Source organism: Neobacillus ginsengisoli, assembly GCF_030813055.1.
In genome coordinates, this window is record NZ_JAUSTW010000009.1 from 177,345 (window position 1) to 196,911 (window position 19,567).

Below are 19,567 nucleotides of genomic sequence, written 5' to 3' on the forward strand. Positions count from 1 at the left end.
CTAGATTTCGTCAATTTGAACTTGCTCACCTTTTTTTGAAGATTGATAGATTGCCAATATGACCTTCAGTGGTTTGATTGCCTCGAGACCATTTACTTTTGGTTCTCGATTTTCTTCAATGGCTTTAATTAAATCGTTGATTTGAAGAACATGACTATTTTGTGAAATCGCTGCTGGATCTGAAGCACCTGTTTCATTTATTTCTTCTTGGGTTCTCGATTGGCTACCTCCACCATAGTTACCAACTTCCCCAATATCATCCCGAAATACTTTATGAACTAAGCGATCGTTTTCAATAACTGCCGAACCATCTTTTCCAAACACTTCAATTCTCGTTGATAATCCAGGAAAAGCACAGGTAGTTCCGACAAGTGTCCCGATAGCACCATTTTTGAATCGTAAGGTGGCCACTGCTGCATCTTCCACATTAATTCGTTCATGTCCCATGGTTTCGCAATGGGCATAAACACTTTCGATATCACCAGCTAGATATTGAAGCACGTCAATAGTATGAATACCTTGGTTCATAAGTGCCCCTCCACCATCCAATTCCCATGTGCCTCTCCAATCTCCGCTATCATAGTAGGATTGAGAGCGATACCAATTGATTGCTCCATTTCCAATGATTACCTTACCGAATTTTCCATTATCAAGGTCCTTTTTTACTTCTATAGTAGCTGCATCAAAACGGTGTTGAGAAATGACAGCAAGCTTTTTGTTTGCTTTTCTACATTCTTCAATCATTTGTCTAGCTTTCTCCAAGGTTACATCCATTGGTTTTTCTGAAATAACATGTTTTCCAGCTCTAACTGCTTGTATTGTGTGGTCTGCATGCAATCCACTGGGAGTACAAATATTAACAATATCGATGGGTTCATTTTCTAACATTTCCTCAATGTTGTTGTACCAGTTGCACCGGTATTTTTCTGCTAGTGCTTGCGCCTTCTCTGGAATTATGTCACATATAGCAATAAGGTTTCCACGTTCAACGTGTTGCAGCATTTCCGCATGGGATTTACCAATCACACCTGCACCAATGATCGCAAAATTATAATTTTTCTTTGACATATGTAGTACCCCTTTCTATCAATTCCACTGCCAATTGGTTTCAGCTAAAATATTTTTCAATGCTAGTGTTGCTACTTTAAATAAATCAGGACCACTGAAACCTTGGAATATCTCTGCTGCTTTTAAATGTGGCTCTAACGACATAAAGCCGTCATATCCATTGATTTTTAATGCACTTAAAATTTCCCGAACTTCTCCGTCCCCTTCGCCAACAGGAACCACTTTTCCATCCTCAAATCTCGCATCTTTTATATGTAAATATTCAATAAAAGGAAGAAGTTTTGAATATGCCTCTGTATACGGTTTTACCCCGCATTGGACAAAATTCGCCGGATCAAATGCGCAGCGTAAATTTTTAGAATTTACATGCTCTAAGATTTCCAAGCATCTTTCAGTTGTATCACCATAAATATCTTTTTCGTTTTCATGAAGAAGGACGATCTCTGTTCCTTCTACTCTTTCTGTAAGCGTTTTCATTCGGTACAAAACTTCATCTCGGTATATTCCTGGATCTTCACCTTCAGGGATAAAGAAAGAAAAAACGCGAATATATGGAGAATGAAAAAATTTAGCAATTTCTAGGGCTCTGTCAAAATCTTTTAGATGTTGTTCAAAATCATCCGTAATTTTGATTTTTCCAATGGGGGATCCAATGGAAGAAACAGAAATTGAATTCTGATCAAATTCCTTTTTTACTCTTTCTAATTCTTCATCAGTTAGTTTGAGAACATTTTTTCCCCAAACTCCCCTAAATTCAACATTTTTCATTTTTTCGGATTGAAGCACTTCGATTTGTACATCTAATTCTGGTGAAATTTCATCGGCAAAACCGGTCAATTGAATCATCTTGCTCCTCCTCTGTGATTTTTTAAATCTTTAATATAGTTTTTAGTATAGCAAGTTGATTTTTTAGATGCTTGCCTATAAGGACTGAAATTTCAGTTATTTTTTACTCTGCGTACTTTTTTAAGAGGGATACGCAATTCCTATTTTAAACTTCTATTTCCCTTCATTTCTTGATACTTATAATTTTTTTCTCCTTTTTACATTTTAGATATTTTTATCATACGTAAATAATGGATTAAAAAGGAAGGACTGTAGTGAAAATTATAATTTTTATCCTCATACTTGCGAAGGTCTCTCGACTATCCTATGAAAATTCGACAGCCATGTCCAAAAAAGGGGAATTTAAATGGGGGCATCTCTTTGGAGATACCCCTGTTAAAAAAAATTGGTTGTATTGGTTTTATCTGAAACATTATTAATTAATCATTGAAATTCAATACAGGAGGCTGGGGCAATCCGAGAATATTGCAGGACCATCGCAGTGCAGGTCCTAATTGTAAACGCTGAATGTATCTTAGCCGAGGCAGTAGCGATATTGGCGGCTTCCCTGCACGTGATGCAAAAAATCCTGCTGCAGCAACGGCAACGGATTGTTGAGCAACCAAAGAAAAATTAATATTATTATCAGCCATTACTCTTTTATATTCAGGTAACAAATGTTCTGCGGTTGGTCCCCCTTCCCCCTCAATACTCGGAAGAAAGAATCCCACATCAAAAAGCAATGGTCCTCTGCATGCCAATGCCCAATCGAACAATAACAATGAACCGTCTCTAAAACGAAGATTATCCGATCGTATGTCTTTATGGATTAACCCCCAAGGTTGGTCTGTATTCATAAATTCCGCTTCGATTGAAATAAACGTGTCAATTACCGCTTCCAGCCAAGACTCAGATTCCCTTCTTTTCTCCCGGAACAGCCCCAGAAAGTAATTTCTTTCATCATTGTTATTTTTAATATTGAACCAATTATCAGTTACACCTTTACTTATCATTGCTTCAACCTTACCAACCTCAGAAAGTCCCCGCAAATGAAATTCTGCTATATCCCGAACAGCTTTTAGTGCAAGCTTATCTGACCAAGGCGGTACTTTTTTCGTATTTCTTAAATCCTCTAACAATAAAAGATGCCAGCCTTCAACACGCACCGATCCAAGATAACGAGGAGAAATTGGATAAATCGCAGCGATATCACAATATACAGTTTCTTCTAGTGGAAGCACTCTCCAATTCTCTGAAATAGACCCTAGTCCAGCTCCTTTGGCAAAAACAGTTCTGCCGTCTTCTAAGAAAATTCGAAATGTTGCACTTGGTCCGTAACCTCCAAATACACGATTAGCCAGCCGTATCGGACTTCCTACTTTTACTTCAATTTGCTTCCGTAATTCTAGAGGAACATCTCGCCAGTAGGGCTTATGCTCACACATTACGCTACTCCCCCTTTTTTTTATTATCTTTTATGATAGGATCTGTACCTTAAATATAACATCTGTCCAATGAGAAAATATAAAATTAACAACTCAAACTTCGCAGAGTGAAATTGACAAATTGAATACGTGAGGATTTTTACAGGACCAAGTATTGCACCTACTTATTTAGGTACGAAGTTTGAGTAATTAACTAAAAGAAAAAGAACCATTGCCTGGAATGCAATGGTCTTACTTTTAAGTTATATTATTCTTCGAATTGAAATTGAATCGATTCCGGTACGATTTTTGGTGATTTTCGGCCTAATATATGCAACACCATTTGCGATACCAATATTCCAGGTCCTAATGCTTGCCCTACACTAATTGTTGGGATGGACTTCGTTTCAATCCATCTTTTCAAGTTTTCAGGAGTAGCATAAGAAGGTAAATTTGCACTATAGCTTGATGGAGGAAACATAAAACCTTTTAATTCTTCAATGGTTGTATCCTCGGTAATACCTGTATAAGCTTCAATGGTCATTCCGCAGGGATCAAAGGTAAGCACACTTGTACCAAATCCAAGAGCTACTGCTGTTGTGATATAGAGGTCCCTTTTTCTAGCTGCACGGTGAAGGGTAACGGCATCCGGAAATGCAAAATAATCGATTGCATCTATTACATAGTCCGCTCCCTCAAGAAAAAGGTCAAGATTCCCTTCATCAACACCTTCAGGAAAGCAAACAACTTCTAATTCCGGGTTAATTGATAATAAATGATTTTTTAGTGCATCTGCTTTTTTTTGTCCAACTGTATGATGTGTAGCAGCACATTGACGATTAATATTACTTTCATCAAAGATATCTGGATCTGCAAGAATTAGCTTTCCAACGCCCATCCTTGCCAATAGCTCGGCGGAAAAACCGCCAATGCATCCGCAGCCTGCAATGGCAATTGTAGTGCTATGTAATGTGTAAACTTCCTCTTCCGACATTATCCCAATGTTCCTGCTAAACTGTTCTTTAATTATCATTATTTAATTGCCTCCATTGGATTCGGAGTATATAAATACTCATAAAGTTTTAACCTGGTATCCTTTAAAACCTTCGCTGTTTCCTTCAAATCTAAAATACATGGAACGGTGGTTGACCCTAAATATACTTTAGGTTCGCCGATTTGGATAAAAGGAAAATTGAACATTCTTCTCATGTAATTATGCACTCGTTGATCTAACGAACAAAACCAATAGTAGATCCCGTTTTCGAGCGAATATTGCAAGGTAGTACGAAGCATACCAAGTGTACAGTCATGCTTTGGAAGTTTTGTAAGTGCGCTCATTTCTGCATATAGATGTGATTCTAGTAGTTTCAGTTTTTTCCTTTCAAGATCATATATCGTAAATTCCTGTAATGTAGGAAGTTCATTCATTGGTTTAAAAATCAAACGATTCACGCCAACAACAGAATGATCTTCTTTATAAACAGCTGCAAAATAAACTGAGGAATCTTGGTACGGATCCACCTCACCATCTTTAAAGAAACCCACTTCCATATATCGTTGAAAATGGAGCTCTATAGCTTTTTCACGTAATTCCTTACTTGCTACATGGTAATAATAATAATCGTTTTCACTTTCTCCCATTTTATTACTCTCCCATTCAATAACTCTCTTTTTGTATTTTTTACTTGATTAGCCCCTTGTTTTTTGTTCTTGAATGTATTCTTGAATCAAGGATGATGATAGAAATGGATCGGTACTAACGAAGAAAGCCCTTGTCCATAAACTTGGTAAATGATGTAAGTGCTCAAATTCATGTCTTAAGGCTCGTGAAGTAACACGTTTTATTTTTGCCACAATATCTGAAGGAGATAAATTTGGAGGTGCGCTTATTTTGAAGTGGCAATAATCCTGTTTTACTTCCAAATTTATAATTTCCCACCCTTGCTCAGATGAGAATTGAATCAAAATATTTTCCAATCTATCTTTTACACGATCAACCAATACCTTTCTTCGGTAGCGTGTACAAAAAACAAAGTGATAGTTCAATTTATAAACTTGGGATTTAATTGTGGAATATTGTTGTTTTTTCATAGTCCTCATTGTATCAGTATACCAATTAAACTGCAACAGTGAAATTGGGAAATACGACAAATTTCGTAATTCGTCTTTCTAATCATTTGTTTCTCATGTAAAATTGAAACTGTGATATAAACAATTTAGCGGAGAGAATTAACTTGATAAAACAAAATAGAGTACAACAATACTTTGATTCTCACAACAATCATTTAAATGAGCAAATTTTAAAAATATCCTTTGTTTTTTTAGCTCTAAGTGTTACATGGAATGTGATTTTCCATTTGTTAAATGTCCCGTATTCCCGTGCCAATCTTTCCATACTTTTTGCTGGACTCGTTATTTGCCTTTTAATTATGATCCTAAAGAAGTTCCTTCCAAAGGACATAATGATTCATGTAATCTTAAGTTTTATGCTATTCATTTTCACTTGTCTTTATTTTGGATCAGGTTTTACGGACGCTTGGACCTACTACTTAATTGTTCCGATCATCGCTGCGTTATATGGGCAATCTAAAATACTATTGATCTATTCTTTTTTCAGTTTTGTATTGTTATTTGGGGTTTCCCTCCTGTTCCCTATTCAAAAACCATTTGATTCAATTGATCTTTCCAATCAACTGCTGACACACATTATTATTACTTCCTTTAGTTTTATGGTTATCAGAAAACTAAATGGTTTATATAAAAAACAAATTGAATTTGTAAAAGAGTCTGCTGAAATCACCATTGAACAAGTGGTAAAAACGTTCGTTGTCTCTGTTGAGGCAAAGGATAGGTATACGTTCGGACATTCTGATCGTGTTAGTAAGTATGCTGTGGCGTTCGCCAAAACCTTACCAGAATTTGAAGATGGAAAAAAATTGACTCAACTTCACCTAATGGGGCTCCTTCATGATATCGGGAAAATTAATATTCCAGAATCAGTCTTATGTAAAACCTCAGAATTGTCTTACGAAGAATATGAACTAATCAAAACCCATACAGTTGTGGGCGCAAAAATGATTGAAAAAGTTGAAGGGCTAGAGGGATTAAAATCAGGGGTTCTGTATCATCATGAACGATGGGATGGTAAAGGGTATCCGACTCAAAAGAAAGAATTAGATATTCCTTTGGAAGCTAGAGTATTAGCTCTTGCCGATGCCTTTGATGCCATGACAAGCACTAGAGCTTATCGAAGTGCCTTGTCTGAAAAGGAAGCCTTTATACGAATTGTTGAGGGTAAGGGGACACAATTTGATCCTTATCTTGTTGAAAAGTTGGAAAGTGTTAAGTTAAGTTGGTTCAAAATATGCAGGGAATCACAAGATGACCTTGATGAACTGGAAAGGACATTTGATATTTTTTAACTGTCACTTTATAAAGCTGACGCTTTATCTGGATAAAAATTCACATGCACCTCATCTGACTTTTAAGAGCAGTGGAATCACTAAAGATTCCACTGCTTATTTTTTCCTATTTCGCTCCATTAGGTAAAAAAAATCAGTAGATATGTTTCTACTGATTTAGCCGTGTTTATGTTTCTCTTTCCCTTGATGCTTCCATTCATCTTTAAACTGTTTCAATTCATCTTTAAATTTCTTTTGGTCATTATTGTCTTGATTTCCATTATTGTCTTGATTTCCATTATTGTCTTGTTGGCTAATCCCATTGTCGTTCTGAGGTACAAATGGGATATCGTCAGGATTTCCACCTTTAATGTACAGCTCATTATTCATTCTGTATACGTCGCTAGGCTGCTGAAAGTTTGTACTGTCTGTACCGAATTTTTGCATCATCGCTTTAAACATCAGCTGCGAGATTTTTGTAGTATTTCCAATCATATAGTTACCCGGACCATTTTGCGCATAGCCGGTCCAGACAGCCATTGTGTATTGTGGTGTATAACCTGCGAACCAACTATCATTTGTCGCAGTGGACGGGTATCCAAATTTAGCACTAGTCTTGTCGTCAAAATTGGTTGTGCCTGTTTTTCCAGCAACATCCAATCCAGGGACATTTGCTGTTATTCCTGTCCCAGCATCTACAACTGTCCGTAACATATCAGTCACCATATAGGCAGTGTAATCCTTCATAACCCGTTTAGGTTTCGGCGAAAAGCTAACAACTTTGCCATCTGGGAAGACAACTTTTTGGACAAAATGCGGTTTATTATATACACCGTCATTTCCAAAAGCGCTGTAGGCCCCTGCCATTGCAAGAGGATTAACGGTATTACTTCCGATCGCATAGGATTCATATACTTGGTTGTTATTAAAAGTGATTCCAAGTTGTTCTGCAAAATTCTTTGCCTTATCCATCCCTACCTCTCGGAGCGTAAGAAGAGCAGGAATATTGTAAGAGTTTTGCAGTGCCGTCCGGATCGACAACATCCCGTGATATTGATGATCCCAGTTTGAAATGGGTTGGCCATTTGAATACGTTGTTTCCTGGTCATTGATTTGGTGAGCTGTCGACCATTTTAAATTTTCAATCGCTGGACCATAATCAAAAATCGGTTTAAATGAAGAACCCGGTTGACGACTGATATCAATCGCAAAGTTGTTTCCCCGGAATGCTGCTTTATAGTCGTTTCGACCGCTTCCGATTGCCCTGACTTCACCCGTTTTTGTATCTAAGAATACGAAGGCTCCCTGAAACTTAGGATTCGGATAGGCAATAATTTCATTGGTGTTCAACATTTTATCCGCATAATCCTGTGCTTTCGGATCTAAAGTCGTATAAATAGATAATCCGTCAGTGCTAATGTCTACATTCTTAAGTTTTCCTTCCACTTCTTTTACAGCAGCATCCAAAAACGCTTCATAGGGCATAACTTGCTGACTGATTTTCGGCACAAGCCCTTCCGTTATTGGAACTTTCATTGCATCCTGCATTTGTTTCTCCGTAATATAACCCTGTTTTTGCATAGAGCTTAAGACAAGATTTCGGCGATCGGTAGCAGCTTTTTTGTCTTCTGGTTTGGTAGGATCGTAATTACTTGGACTTTGTGGGAGCCCTGCCAACATAGCAGCCTCAGGAAGCGTCAATTTATTTAGATTATTTGCATCGATTCCGTAGTAGCTTTTCGCGGCAGCAGCCACTCCGTAGGACCCGTCTCCAAGGTAGATCTTATTTAAATACATCATTAAAATTTCTTGCTTGGAATACTTTTGTTCCAGCTGATAGGCGAGACTCCATTCCTGTATTTTTCGCTTTAATGTTTTCTGAGGTGACAAAAATGAATTTTTAATCACCTGCTGTGTAATCGTACTCCCGCCTTGGGCTCCGAAATGCCCTGTAATATTCTCGAATATTGCTCTAGCAGTTCCTTTTATATCAATGCCATGGTGTTCATAAAAATGTGCATCCTCCGTAGCGATAAATGCATGTTCCAGCACTTTCGGTACTTGATCATAGGTAATTTTTGTTCGTTTTTCTTTCCCGTATTCATAAAGAAAATTTCCGTTTTTATCATAGAATTTCGTCGAAAGTGGATCGACTAGTTTTGAAGAATCCAGTTGAGGTGCATCCTTTATCATAGCAGCAAAGGTTATAGCCCCTGCTCCAACCGAAACGACACCAAGAAGTAAACAAACAAGGAAAACTTTTTTCAATAAAGAGCTTTTTTGGGGTAATTTTTTACCTCTTTGTTGTTGTTCTTTTGCCTTTTCCGCTTCTTTTCGTTCCTGCCGATAACGATACTTTTCTTCTGCCATTCATTTTCTCTCCCATATTTAAGTTACTCAAAGTTGATTTAAAGTAAGAAGCTATTTGTTCCATTAGCAGCTATTATCTCTTGGTTTTGTTTTTAATAGACTTTAAACATGAAACAAGGATCCATATTGCTAAAATAAGCGAAAGCATTCCAACTATTTTTGTATAAAGCCTAGGCGTGCTATTTATAAATAATTCATAAATTCCAAAGACAAAGCCTAAAAAAATATATAGAAAATCGTGTATTGTAAATTTCATTTTATTCACTCCATAAACTGTACATTTATACTTGTTCGTAGGTGGCATTGTTTTTAAGGGGGGCAAGACAATTTTTTTTAAAAATGAAATCGTTAGAAATCAAGAGGGCATTGTTTTATGCCAGAAAAAAATATAATAACATAAGCGTTGTGAATGTCTATATTTTCTTTAGCGAAAATTATTTTCGTAAAAACCTGTATGAATCAAAAAATGACAAAAAGCCAAGATAAGAAGAATCCCTTCCTTTTTTGTATTTATTTTCCAGTTCACAGATGTATAGAGTGGGAAGCGATGATGATAATAGGTTTCGCCGCAAAGATTTATCGCTTGCCAACGATGGCTGCACCAAATGGGATTCACTGACATGCAGCCACAGCATTACATGAATCCGTCTTTCCAAACTGCGGATTTTCAAGGAATGCAACCCCCCCCCATATAGACAACAATAAAGTTCAATAACACGCACCGAAATGGTGCGTGTTATTGAACAAACGGAAGAGACTTTTTCGCAAATCCTTAGTAAAAACATCTCTTCGTAAGGTACATTACAATGTATTAAGCAGAAATTGGTGTTGGAACAGTAGATATAGGTTAAATTCCTATTTTCAAGCCTATAAAATTTTGAAATAGAAGGAAAGCATCGCGATGGTATTTACAAGATAATGGGCAATTGTGGAGAAGTGTATTTATTGAAAGATCAACAATAATCATTAACTAAGCCTTAAAAAAAACGAGCAACCAATTAAAGTTGCTCGTTGTTTAAAATCTCGTTATCTATTATCGAGCGAATAATGGTTTATTTTGCTACTAATTCCCTGCTTACTGTAAAAGATGCTTCAGTATTTTTGATTACTTCTTCTACCATTATGCCATCTTGTGTTTCGATAAGGACCATTCCTTCTGGAGTAAAATCAAAAACCGCTAAATCAGTAATTAATCGATGGACCACTTGTTTACCTGTTAAAGGAAGTGAACAGTCTTTTTTTACTTTAGATTCCCTATTTTTATTTACATGTTCCATGATGACGATTACCCGTTTAGCTCCATTAACTAAGTCCATGGCGCCGCCCATTCCTTTAACCATCTTCCCTGGAATCATCCAATTGGCCAAATCTCCTTGTTCAGAAACCTCCATACCGCCTAGGATGGCGAGATCAATGTGCCCCCCGCGAATCATCGCAAAGGATTCGGCACTGTCAAAAAAGGATGACCCTTTGAGAGCAGTAACGGTTTCTTTTCCAGCATTGATAAGATCAGGGTCTTCATTACCCTCTATAGGGTATGGCCCTATCCCTAATAATCCGTTTTCTGATTGAAGCAGAACATTAAATTCGCTTGGAATTTCATTGGCGATTAGGGTTGGTATGCCAATCCCAAGATTGACATTCATTCCGTCTTTAATCTCCTGAACAGCACGTTTAACAATAATGGACCGAGCATTACTCATAATAGTTCCTCCTTTCCTCACTTTGGACTATGCTTGCAAGACTGTCCGCTTTTCAATTCTCTTTTCATAGTTTTCACCAAGTAACAGGCGTTGAACATAAATACCAGGCGTATGAACTTCATCTGGATTTAACTCGCCAAGATCTTTGATCTCTTCTACTTCTGCAATCGTAATCTTTCCAGCCATCGCCGCTAAAGGATTAAAGTTACGGGAAGTTTTACGGTAAATTAGATTTCCGATTGGGTCTGCTTTCCACGCTTTTACGAGAGCAAAGTCTCCAACGATTCCCTCTTCTAAAATATAGGTTCTTCCGTTGAATACCTTGTGTTCCTTTCCTTCGGCAATGGCAGTCCCTACACCTGTAGCTGTGTAAAATCCAGGAATTCCAGCCCCGCCTGCCCGGATTCGTTCTGCTAATGTACCTTGTGGAACCAGTTCTACCTCCAATTCCCCGCTTAAAAACTGTTGTTCGAAAATCTTATTTTCACCCACATAGGATGAAATCATCTTCTTAATTTGCTTGTTGGCTAATAATAAACCAAGCCCCCAATCATCCACCCCGCAATTATTGCTTATGATGGTTAAATCCTTTGTACCTTTATCACGTAAAGCGATGATGGCTTTTTCAGGAATTCCGCACAATCCAAATCCTCCGACAATGATTGTAGCTCCATCATGAATATCATGGATGGCTTTAGAAAAAGAGTCTACAATTTTCCCATTTTTCAAAGAAATAGCCCCCTTTTAAAATTCTAAATTAGGTTTATATAAATATTTTATACTGGATAAACAGGATGTTTTCGTTCAGAGAAACAAGTATATTTAGTGGAATACGCTTCAAATCGATTGGCCAGTTCCTCACGCAGGGAATTGGCTGGAATAATACCATCAATTATCATTTCGGAAGCCAGTCTATAAATATCAATATCTTTCGTATATTCTTCACGTTTTTGTTCAACAAATGCAGCCTTCTCGTCATCTGGCAATTTCTCAATTTTATTGGAATAGACTGCGTTAACTGCGGCCTCTGGCCCCATCACAGCAATTTGAGCTGTAGGTAAAGCGAGGCAGCAATCTGGTTCAAATGCAGGGCCTGCCATTGCATAGAGTCCGGCTCCATAGGCTTTACGGACAATGACAGAAATTTTCGGTACGGTTGCTTCTGCCATAGCCGAAATCATTTTTGCTCCATGGCGGATGATACCCGCCCGCTCAACCTTTGTCCCAATCATAAAACCAGGGACATCCACAAGGAATAGGATCGGAATATGGAAGGCATCGCATAGATTAATAAATTTAGCTGCTTTATCTGCGGAATCATGGAACAAAACTCCACCTTTAAATCTTGGCTGGTTTGCGATAATCCCGATAGGTTTTCCATTAATACGGGATAATCCCGTAATTAATTCAGCAGCAAAAAGCTTCTTGATTTCAAAAAAGGATCCTTCATCAATAATTCGGTCTATCAATTCATACATGTTAAAAGGTGTATTCTGATTTGTAGGAATAAGGTCTTCTATGGTTTTTTCGAATGACTTAGGCGGCAGTGCTTCTTGACTTTGCGGCTTTTCCGAAAAATTTGCTGGAAAATAAGAGAGGTATTTTCGGGCCATTACGATGGCGTCTTCTTCATTTTTAGCCAAAATATCTCCGCAGCCCGAAACCGAACAGTGCATGCGTGCACCGCCCATTTCTTCCAGCGTTACTTTTTCACCGATCACCATTTCCGCCATCCGTGGTGATCCAAGATACATAGAGGAATTTTTATCGACCATGATGACAATGTCACAAAATGCCGGGATGTATGCTCCACCCGCTGCAGAAGGTCCGAACAAAATGCACACCTGTGGGATTTTTCCTGATAATTTTACCTGATTGTAAAAAATCCGACCTGCTCCGCGGCGCCCGGGAAACATTTCAACTTGATCTGTTATACGTGCTCCTGCGGAATCAACGAGATAAATCAAAGGTACTCTCAGTTTTTCGGCAGTTTCTTGAATTCGAATGATTTTTTCAACTGTCCGTGATCCCCAAGAACCGGCTTTAATCGTTGAATCGTTTGCCATTACACAAACGGTCTTACCATTTATTTTTCCGATGGCCGTAACGACACCATCAGCTGGAAGATCCTCTGAAAGACAATTAGCAAATAAGGCATCTTCGAGCTCAGAACCTGGGTCCAACAATAGCTTTAAACGATCACGGACAAATAGTTTTCCCTGCTCGCTGTTTTTTTCGTGATATTTTGGAGCACCGCCTTTATAAATCTTTTCAAGCCGTTCTTGTAATGTTCGACTCTCTTTTTGAACTTCAATGGTCATAACGTTTTCCTCCTTCTAATGAAGTTATTCACCTTTATAAGCAGGTGACCGCTTTTCTTTGAAAGCCTGAAGCCCTTCCAAACGATCCTTTGTAGGGATGGTGACTTCATAGGCATTTTGTTCAATTGCAAGCCCTGTTGTTAAATCGACATCAAATCCTTTTTCAATGGCAAATTTGGCTTGGCGAACCGCAATAGGCGCATTTCGAACAATCTGGCCCGCTATTTCAATTGCCTTTTCTAACAGTGATTCTGGAGATTCTACATATTCAACTAAGCCAATTTCCTTTGCTTCCTCCGCATCAATACGTCTTGCTGTAAAAATAAGCTCTTTCGCCCTTCCTTTCCCGACCAGCCTAGGGAGCCGCTGTGTGCCGCCAGCACCGGGGATGATTCCGAGTGAAGTCTCAGTAAGACCGAATTTTGCTTTTTCTGAGGCCACACGAATATCACATGCCAAAGCCAATTCAGTTCCACCCCCAAACGCAGCACCATTTACCGCAGCAATGACGGGTTGAGGTAAGGTTTCTAGATTGTTGATGCACTCCCGAATCAAGGAAACGGTTTTCCTTACTGTCTGCTCATCCATTCCAGCCCGCTCTTTTAAATCTGCCCCTGCACAAAAAACTTTTTCTCCAGCTCCTGTAATTACCAAACAACGAACGGATGGGTCAAATTTACAGTTATCGATTACGTTTTTAAGTTCTTCCAGAACTTTGATAGATAGTGCATTCGCAGCATCGGGCCGATTTAATGTAATGACAACAATTCCATTTTCTAATGTAGAAACAAGCACAGCTTGATCCATATGTGTCACCTCTTTATTTATGTGGACTGGTATGATTGATGTTACATGCTTGAAGATTGCGGCTAGTTAGTGTTCTTCCTATTTTTTCTTGGATAAAGTGTCCGGCACTCAGCAGTTTTTCTAGATTGACTCCTGTTTGAATCTCCATGTTATTCAGCATGTAAAGAACATCTTCTGTGGCCACATTTCCTGAAGCACCAGGGGCATAAGGACAGCCTCCTAATCCACCTGTTGAAGAATCAAAGGTAGTGATCCCCATGTCTAATGACGCCAGAATATTCGCTAGTGCTGTGCCGTGCGTATCGTGAAAGTGTAGTGCTAATTTTTCAACAGGAAATCGTTTTAAAAGAATATTTAACACGGCTTGCACTTGCTTGGGATTGGCAACGCCAATTGTATCACCCAAGGATAATTCCTGAATCCCCATTTCAAATAAATGTTCAGCCACACAAATCACATTTTCAACCGAAACCTGACCTTCATATGGGCATCCAAAAACGGTTGAAACATAGCCGCGGACAGACTTTCCTGCCGATAATGCTTCCTGGACGACTTCTCTTAATACAGGAAAGGTTTCCTGTATGGATTTGTTGATATTTTTTTGGTTGTGTGTTTCACTGGCCGACATAAATACGGCGACTTCATCCACGCTGCCCTTAAATGCCCTCTCAAGCCCATGACGGTTTGGGACAAGTGCTGTATAAGTGATACCTGGCAGGCGTTCAATTCCTTTTGCCACCTCAAGGGAATCAGCGAGCGCAGGAATCCACTTGGGATTCACAAATGAAGTAATTTCGATAGATTGAAGACCTGTACGAGACAGTTGATTAATCCAGCTGATTTTATCCTCCACCGAAAGAAATGTTTGCTCATTTTGCAGCCCATCTCTTGGTCCAACTTCTTTAATGGTTACATTCGTTGGCCAGTTCATGTTCTCAACTCCCTTGAAGGATTATTCCATTTCAATTAATACGTCTTCTTCATTTACAAAGTCGCCTTCATTTACTTTTACTTCCTTAACCGTACCAGCGAATTCCGCCGTAATAGGAATTTCCATTTTCATCGATTCTAAAATGATGACATCCTGCCCTTCCTCTACCCGGTCACCTGGTTGAATTAAAACCTTCCAGACATTACCTGCCATTACTGCAACAATTTTATTCATTAGTAAAACCTCCACTTATTTCATGACTTTTTTGTTAGTTCCCTGCAGATACTTTTCTACAAAGTTCGTTGTCGTATTACCTGAACGATAGGCTTGGTGCTCGACAACTTGTTGGAGCATCGGGATATTGGTTTTAATTCCTTGTACTTCATAAAGGGCTAATGCATCCTTTAGAATGCCAATTGCCTCCTCACGATCCTTCCCCTTTACGACAAGCTTGGCAATCATCGGATCGTAAAAAGGGGTAACGACTGACTGTTCGCTCACTCCTAATTCATGTCGAATCCCAGGGCCCTCCGGTAAAACTAAAGTTGTAATTTTTCCTGGAGAAGGGAAGAAGGTTTTCGGATCCTCTGCATAGATTCGCACTTCAATCGCATGCCCTTCACGTTTAATCTCAGATTGTTTAAACGGTAAGGACTCGCCGTAGGCAATTCGAAGCTGCTCGGCAACTAGGTCCAACCCAGTAATTTCTTCTGTTACGGGATGTTCCACTTGCAAGCGGGTATTCACTTCCAAAAAGTAGAAATTTTTATGCTCATCGACTAAAAATTCGATCGTACCTGCATTTTTATAGCCGATTGATTTGGCAGCTTTTACAGCAGCTTCTCCCATCTTACTGCGGGTAGCCTCATCTAAAAATGGTGATGGAGCCTCTTCGACTACTTTTTGATGGCGTCGTTGAATGGAACACTCACGTTCCCATAAATAAACGGTATTCCCGCTTGAATCAGCTAGAATTTGAATTTCAATATGATGAGGATTTTCAACATATTTTTCAATAAACATTTCTCCATTACCAAAAAAACTAACAGCGCGTTTCTGATTGCCTTCAAATGCTTTTCTAAGTTCATCATCGCTTCGAACGATCTGCATGCCAATACCACCGCCGCCTGCAGAAGCCTTCAGCATAATCGGATAGCCAATTTTCCCAGCTATTTCTATAGCTTCCTCCACATCAGCTAAAGGGTAGGTAATCCCAGGCACAACGGGAACTCCTGCTAACTCCATTAACTTTCTTGCCTCAATTTTGCTGCCCATTTTGGAAATAACATCGTGAGTTGGGCCAATAAAAACTATGCCTTCTTCCTCGCAGCGGCGGGCAAATTCGGCGTTCTCCGAAAGAAGTCCGTATCCTGGGTGAATCGCTTCTGTTCCGGATTGACGAGCGATTTCGATGATTTTATCGATGTTCAAGTAGCTTTCTGAAACTTTGGGTCCCCCCAGTAAATAAGCCTCATCCGCCGCTTTCACATGGAGGGCATCCTTATCAGCTTCTGAGTAAATTCCGACCGTTTGGATCCCCAATGCTTTACAAGTCCGGATTACTCGTCCCGCAATTTCCCCCCGGTTAGCAATTAACACCTTTTTAAACATGTGCGCTCCCCCTTTAATTTTTCAACCTAATTAATTGTACGGATTGTTCCCTCAGTTTAAATTTTTGAATTTTACCCGATGCGGTCATTGGAAATTCATCACAAAATTCAATAAAGCGAGGTATTTTGTGGCGGGAGATTTTCCCAACAAAATAATCCTGAATTTCTTTTGCTGTGGCGGATGTCTCTTCTTTAAGGCGAATCCACGCCATAACTTCTTCACCATATTTTTCATCTGGAATCCCGATGACCTGTACATCCAATACTTTTGGATGAGTATAGATATACTCTTCTATCTCACGTGGATAGATATTTTCGCCGCCGCGAATGATCATATCTTTTAAACGTCCGGTTATCGTACAATATCCGGCTTCATTCATAACAGCCAAATCACCGGTATGTAGCCATCCTTCTGGATCGATTGCTTCCATTGTTGCATCCAGATTTTTATAATAACCTTTCATGACATGATAGCCACGTGTACATAACTCTCCTTGTACACCCCTTGGTACCTCCTGATTCGTCGAAGGATCACAAATTTTCACTTCCACGTTAGGTAGGGCGCGGCCAACTGTACTTACTCTTAGTTCAATTGGGTCATTGGTTCTTGTCTGGGTAATTCCCGGTGAAGATTCTGTCTGCCCGTATACAATGGTTATTTCGCTAGCCCCCATTTTTCCAACTACGGCTTTCATAACTTCAATTGGGCAAGTCGAACCCGCCATGATTCCTGTCCTTAATGATGACAGATCATATTTTTCAAAATCAGGATGATTTAATTCAGCAATGAACATGGTCGGAACGCCGTGCAGAGCAGTACATTTCTCATCCTGTACCGTTTTTAGAACCGAGACCACATCGAATTCCTGAATCGGCACCATCGTAGCTCCAACCGTTACACATGCCATGGTTCCCAGTACACAACCAAAGCAATGGAAGAAAGGAACCGGAATACACATTCGATCTTTATATGTAAGCTTCATACATTTAGCAATATTGAACCCGTTGTTAACGATATTAATATGAGTCAGCATAACTCCTTTTGGAAATCCAGTGGTACCCGATGTATATTGCATGTTGATGACGTCGTTTGGATCCAATGAATCCATTCTGTTCATTAATTCATCATCACTGACATCGTTTCCCATTGTTAAAATATCCGACCACAGAAACATACCCGGATAGCGGGTATCACCTAAAACAATGACATTCTTTAGATAAGGGAGCTTTTCAGATTGCAGGCAGCCGGGATGGGAATTTTTTAATTCCGGGACAACCTGATAAAGCACGTCAACGTAGGGTGTATGACGGTATGATTCCATTAAAATTAACGTAGTTGCATCTGATTGCTTTAATAAAAACTCTAGTTCGGCTGCCTGATAATTGGTATTTACGGTAGTAAGGACACCGCCCATCTTACCGGAGGCGAATTGGGTAACGACCCACTCAGGACGATTGGCCGCCCATATGGCCATATGTTCTCCCTTACCGATTCCCAGCTTCATAAATCCTTTTGCCACTTGCCTGCACAGGTCATTGAATTGCTTATAGGTATAGCGAAGACCTCGATCTGCATAGACGACGGCTTCATTTTCAGGTCTTTCCAATGCCAGATTTTCTAACAGCTTTCCTACCGTAATTTGAAGGATTTCATTCATATTGGAAATTCTCCTCTTAAAATTAGTAAGTTGTTAACAACCAATTTCGCGTGCAATGACCATTCTTTGGACTTCAGAGGTTCCTTCCCCAATCTCCAGAAGTTTCGCGTCACGGAAGAAACGTTCCACCTGATACTCCTTCATATACCCATATCCGCCATGGATTTGAACAGCTTGATCACAAACCCGCATACAGATTTCCGATGCAAATAATTTGGCCATAGCGGCTTCCTTTTTAAATTTCTTCCCTTGATCCTTTAACCATGCTGCTTTATATACTATGTTTCGGGCTACTTCAATGTTCATGGCCATATCAGCCAGTTTGAATTGAATTACTTGAAACTTCGAAATGCTTTGGCCGAATTGTTTTCTTTCTTGAGCATATTGAAGCGCTTTCTCATAGGCGCCTTGAGCAATCCCCACAGCCATTGCGCCAATGCCGATCCGGCCTCCGTCAAGAGTAGCTAAAAACTGTTTAAAACCATTTCCTTCAACACCTAACAAGTCGTCTTTGGATACGCTTACATTTTCAAGTATTAATTCTGTTGTATTCGATGCGTGAAGGCCCATCTTTTCATAATTGTTAATGACAGTAAACCCTGGAGCATCCGTCGATACCATAAATGCACTTATTCCATTAGTTCCTTTCGAACGGTCGGTAACGGCTGTAATGGCAAGATTTTTTGCATAGCTGGCATTTGTAATAAAACATTTGGAACCGGAAATGGACCACTGGTCACCATTTAATGTTGCAGTCGTTTGAGTTCCTCCGGCATCAGACCCGGCATTCGGCTCTGTCAGTCCAAAAGCCCCCAAATATTCCCCAGTACAAAGTGGAGTTAAATATTTTTCCTTTTGTTCATGTGTACCAAATAAATTAATCGGAGCACCGCCTAATGAAATATGCGCAGAGTATGTGATTCCAGTAGACCCACATACCCGGCTTAATTCCTCTACTGCAATGGCAAAACTTATGGTATCAGCTCCACCTCCGCCATATTGTTCAGGAAATGGCAGTCCCATGATTCCCAACTTCGCCAACTTATCGAAAATTTCCTTTGGAAATTCCCCTTTTCGGTCTCTTTCATCGGCCCCTGGGGCTACTTCTGCTTCTGCAAAATCACGAATTAATTTTCGAATCATTGCCTGTTCTTCTGTTAAATCAAAATTCATATTAGTATCAATCCTCTCTTGTTTTAATAGAATTAAATTTTGATACAATTCTGATTGTTTCTAAGATGAATTTTTTAAATATAAATCTAAATCTTCTAATAATTATAGCAATAAAATATGAGAATACTATGTTTATCTTCATAAAAATGATTAAATAATTTTTGTAGGTTTTACACAAAAAGAATAATTGATAAGTTTCCCATGGTTTTCTATAATTCTACTTAGATAAATGTTTATTTTGGCTGATTGTTAGGAAAAGTAGTAAATTTATTGAAA

17 protein-coding genes are annotated in these 19,567 nt (G+C 39.1%); 1 reads left to right on the forward strand and 16 read right to left on the reverse strand.

The window, feature by feature from the left end; all coding sequences use genetic code 11:
- The 6 genes from J2S10_RS23000 to tnpA all read right to left on the reverse strand — a co-directional run bounded on the left by J2S10_RS23000 (position 1) and on the right by tnpA (position 5,408).
- Complete coding sequence (locus tag J2S10_RS23000; RefSeq protein ID WP_307412742.1) at positions 1–1,068, reverse strand: Gfo/Idh/MocA family protein; 1,068 nt, start codon at positions 1,066–1,068, stop codon at positions 1–3.
- A gap of 18 nt (positions 1,069–1,086) precedes the next feature.
- Positions 1,087–1,914 (reverse strand): sugar phosphate isomerase/epimerase family protein, encoded by an 828-nt coding sequence (locus J2S10_RS23005; RefSeq protein WP_307412744.1) that lies wholly within the window; start codon positions 1,912–1,914, stop codon positions 1,087–1,089.
- 419 nt (positions 1,915–2,333) lie between these two features.
- Positions 2,334–3,338 carry an aminoglycoside phosphotransferase family protein gene (locus J2S10_RS23010; RefSeq protein WP_307412748.1) on the reverse strand — a complete coding sequence of 335 codons (1,005 nt, stop codon included), beginning with the start codon at positions 3,336–3,338 and terminating at the stop codon, positions 2,334–2,336.
- Positions 3,339–3,585: 247 nt separating this feature from the next.
- The gene (locus J2S10_RS23015; RefSeq protein ID WP_307412750.1) at positions 3,586–4,350 is read right to left on the reverse strand and encodes a ThiF family adenylyltransferase; all 765 of its coding nucleotides are present in this window, start codon (positions 4,348–4,350) and stop codon (positions 3,586–3,588) included.
- A complete protein-coding gene (locus J2S10_RS23020) occupies positions 4,350–4,958 on the reverse strand; it encodes an N-acyl amino acid synthase FeeM domain-containing protein (RefSeq protein WP_307412752.1) in 609 nt (202 codons plus the stop codon). The genes J2S10_RS23015 and J2S10_RS23020 overlap by 1 nt, the downstream gene beginning before the upstream one ends.
- 48 nt (positions 4,959–5,006) lie before the next feature.
- On the reverse strand, positions 5,007–5,408 hold the full coding sequence (gene tnpA / locus J2S10_RS23025) for an IS200/IS605 family transposase (RefSeq protein ID WP_307412753.1): 402 nt from the start codon (positions 5,406–5,408) through the stop codon (positions 5,007–5,009).
- Positions 5,409–5,551: 143 nt separating this feature from the next.
- Here tnpA and J2S10_RS23030 point away from each other — a divergent pair, with 143 nt between their 5' ends.
- On the forward strand, positions 5,552–6,739 hold the full coding sequence (locus tag J2S10_RS23030; RefSeq protein WP_307412755.1) for an HD-GYP domain-containing protein: 1,188 nt from the start codon (positions 5,552–5,554) through the stop codon (positions 6,737–6,739).
- Positions 6,740–6,895: 156 nt separating this feature from the next.
- Here the strand turns inward: J2S10_RS23030 and J2S10_RS23035 are convergent, their stop codons facing one another.
- The 10 genes from J2S10_RS23035 to J2S10_RS23080 all read right to left on the reverse strand — a co-directional run bounded on the left by J2S10_RS23035 (position 6,896) and on the right by J2S10_RS23080 (position 19,291).
- On the reverse strand, positions 6,896–9,088 hold the full coding sequence (locus J2S10_RS23035; RefSeq protein ID WP_307412757.1) for a transglycosylase domain-containing protein: 2,193 nt from the start codon (positions 9,086–9,088) through the stop codon (positions 6,896–6,898).
- Between the two features lie 1,052 nt (positions 9,089–10,140).
- Positions 10,141–10,791, reverse strand: a complete 651-nt coding sequence (locus tag J2S10_RS23040) for a 3-oxoacid CoA-transferase subunit B (RefSeq protein WP_307412759.1) — start codon at positions 10,789–10,791, stop codon at positions 10,141–10,143.
- 27 nt (positions 10,792–10,818) lie between these two features.
- The gene (locus J2S10_RS23045) at positions 10,819–11,505 is read right to left on the reverse strand and encodes a CoA transferase subunit A (protein ID WP_370876270.1); all 687 of its coding nucleotides are present in this window, start codon (positions 11,503–11,505) and stop codon (positions 10,819–10,821) included.
- Positions 11,506–11,567: 62 nt separating this feature from the next.
- Entirely contained in the window at positions 11,568–13,112 is a 1,545-nt protein-coding gene (locus tag J2S10_RS23050) for an acyl-CoA carboxylase subunit beta (protein ID WP_307412762.1), read from the reverse strand.
- A 24-nt stretch (positions 13,113–13,136) separates the two neighbouring features.
- The gene (locus J2S10_RS23055; protein WP_307412764.1) at positions 13,137–13,919 is read right to left on the reverse strand and encodes an enoyl-CoA hydratase; all 783 of its coding nucleotides are present in this window, start codon (positions 13,917–13,919) and stop codon (positions 13,137–13,139) included.
- A gap of 13 nt (positions 13,920–13,932) precedes the next feature.
- Positions 13,933–14,850, reverse strand: coding sequence for a hydroxymethylglutaryl-CoA lyase (locus tag J2S10_RS23060; RefSeq protein ID WP_307412766.1), 918 nt, complete (start codon positions 14,848–14,850; stop codon positions 13,933–13,935).
- Between the two features lie 21 nt (positions 14,851–14,871).
- Positions 14,872–15,084, reverse strand: coding sequence for an acetyl-CoA carboxylase biotin carboxyl carrier protein subunit (locus J2S10_RS23065; protein ID WP_307412768.1), 213 nt, complete (start codon positions 15,082–15,084; stop codon positions 14,872–14,874).
- A 15-nt stretch (positions 15,085–15,099) separates the two neighbouring features.
- Positions 15,100–16,461 (reverse strand): acetyl-CoA carboxylase biotin carboxylase subunit, encoded by a 1,362-nt coding sequence (locus J2S10_RS23070; RefSeq protein ID WP_307412770.1) that lies wholly within the window; start codon positions 16,459–16,461, stop codon positions 15,100–15,102.
- A gap of 13 nt (positions 16,462–16,474) precedes the next feature.
- A complete protein-coding gene (locus J2S10_RS23075) occupies positions 16,475–18,109 on the reverse strand; it encodes an AMP-binding protein (RefSeq protein ID WP_307412902.1) in 1,635 nt (544 codons plus the stop codon).
- 42 nt (positions 18,110–18,151) lie between these two features.
- Positions 18,152–19,291, reverse strand: coding sequence for an acyl-CoA dehydrogenase (locus tag J2S10_RS23080; protein ID WP_307412771.1), 1,140 nt, complete (start codon positions 19,289–19,291; stop codon positions 18,152–18,154).
- Between the last annotated feature and the right edge of the window lie 276 nt (positions 19,292–19,567).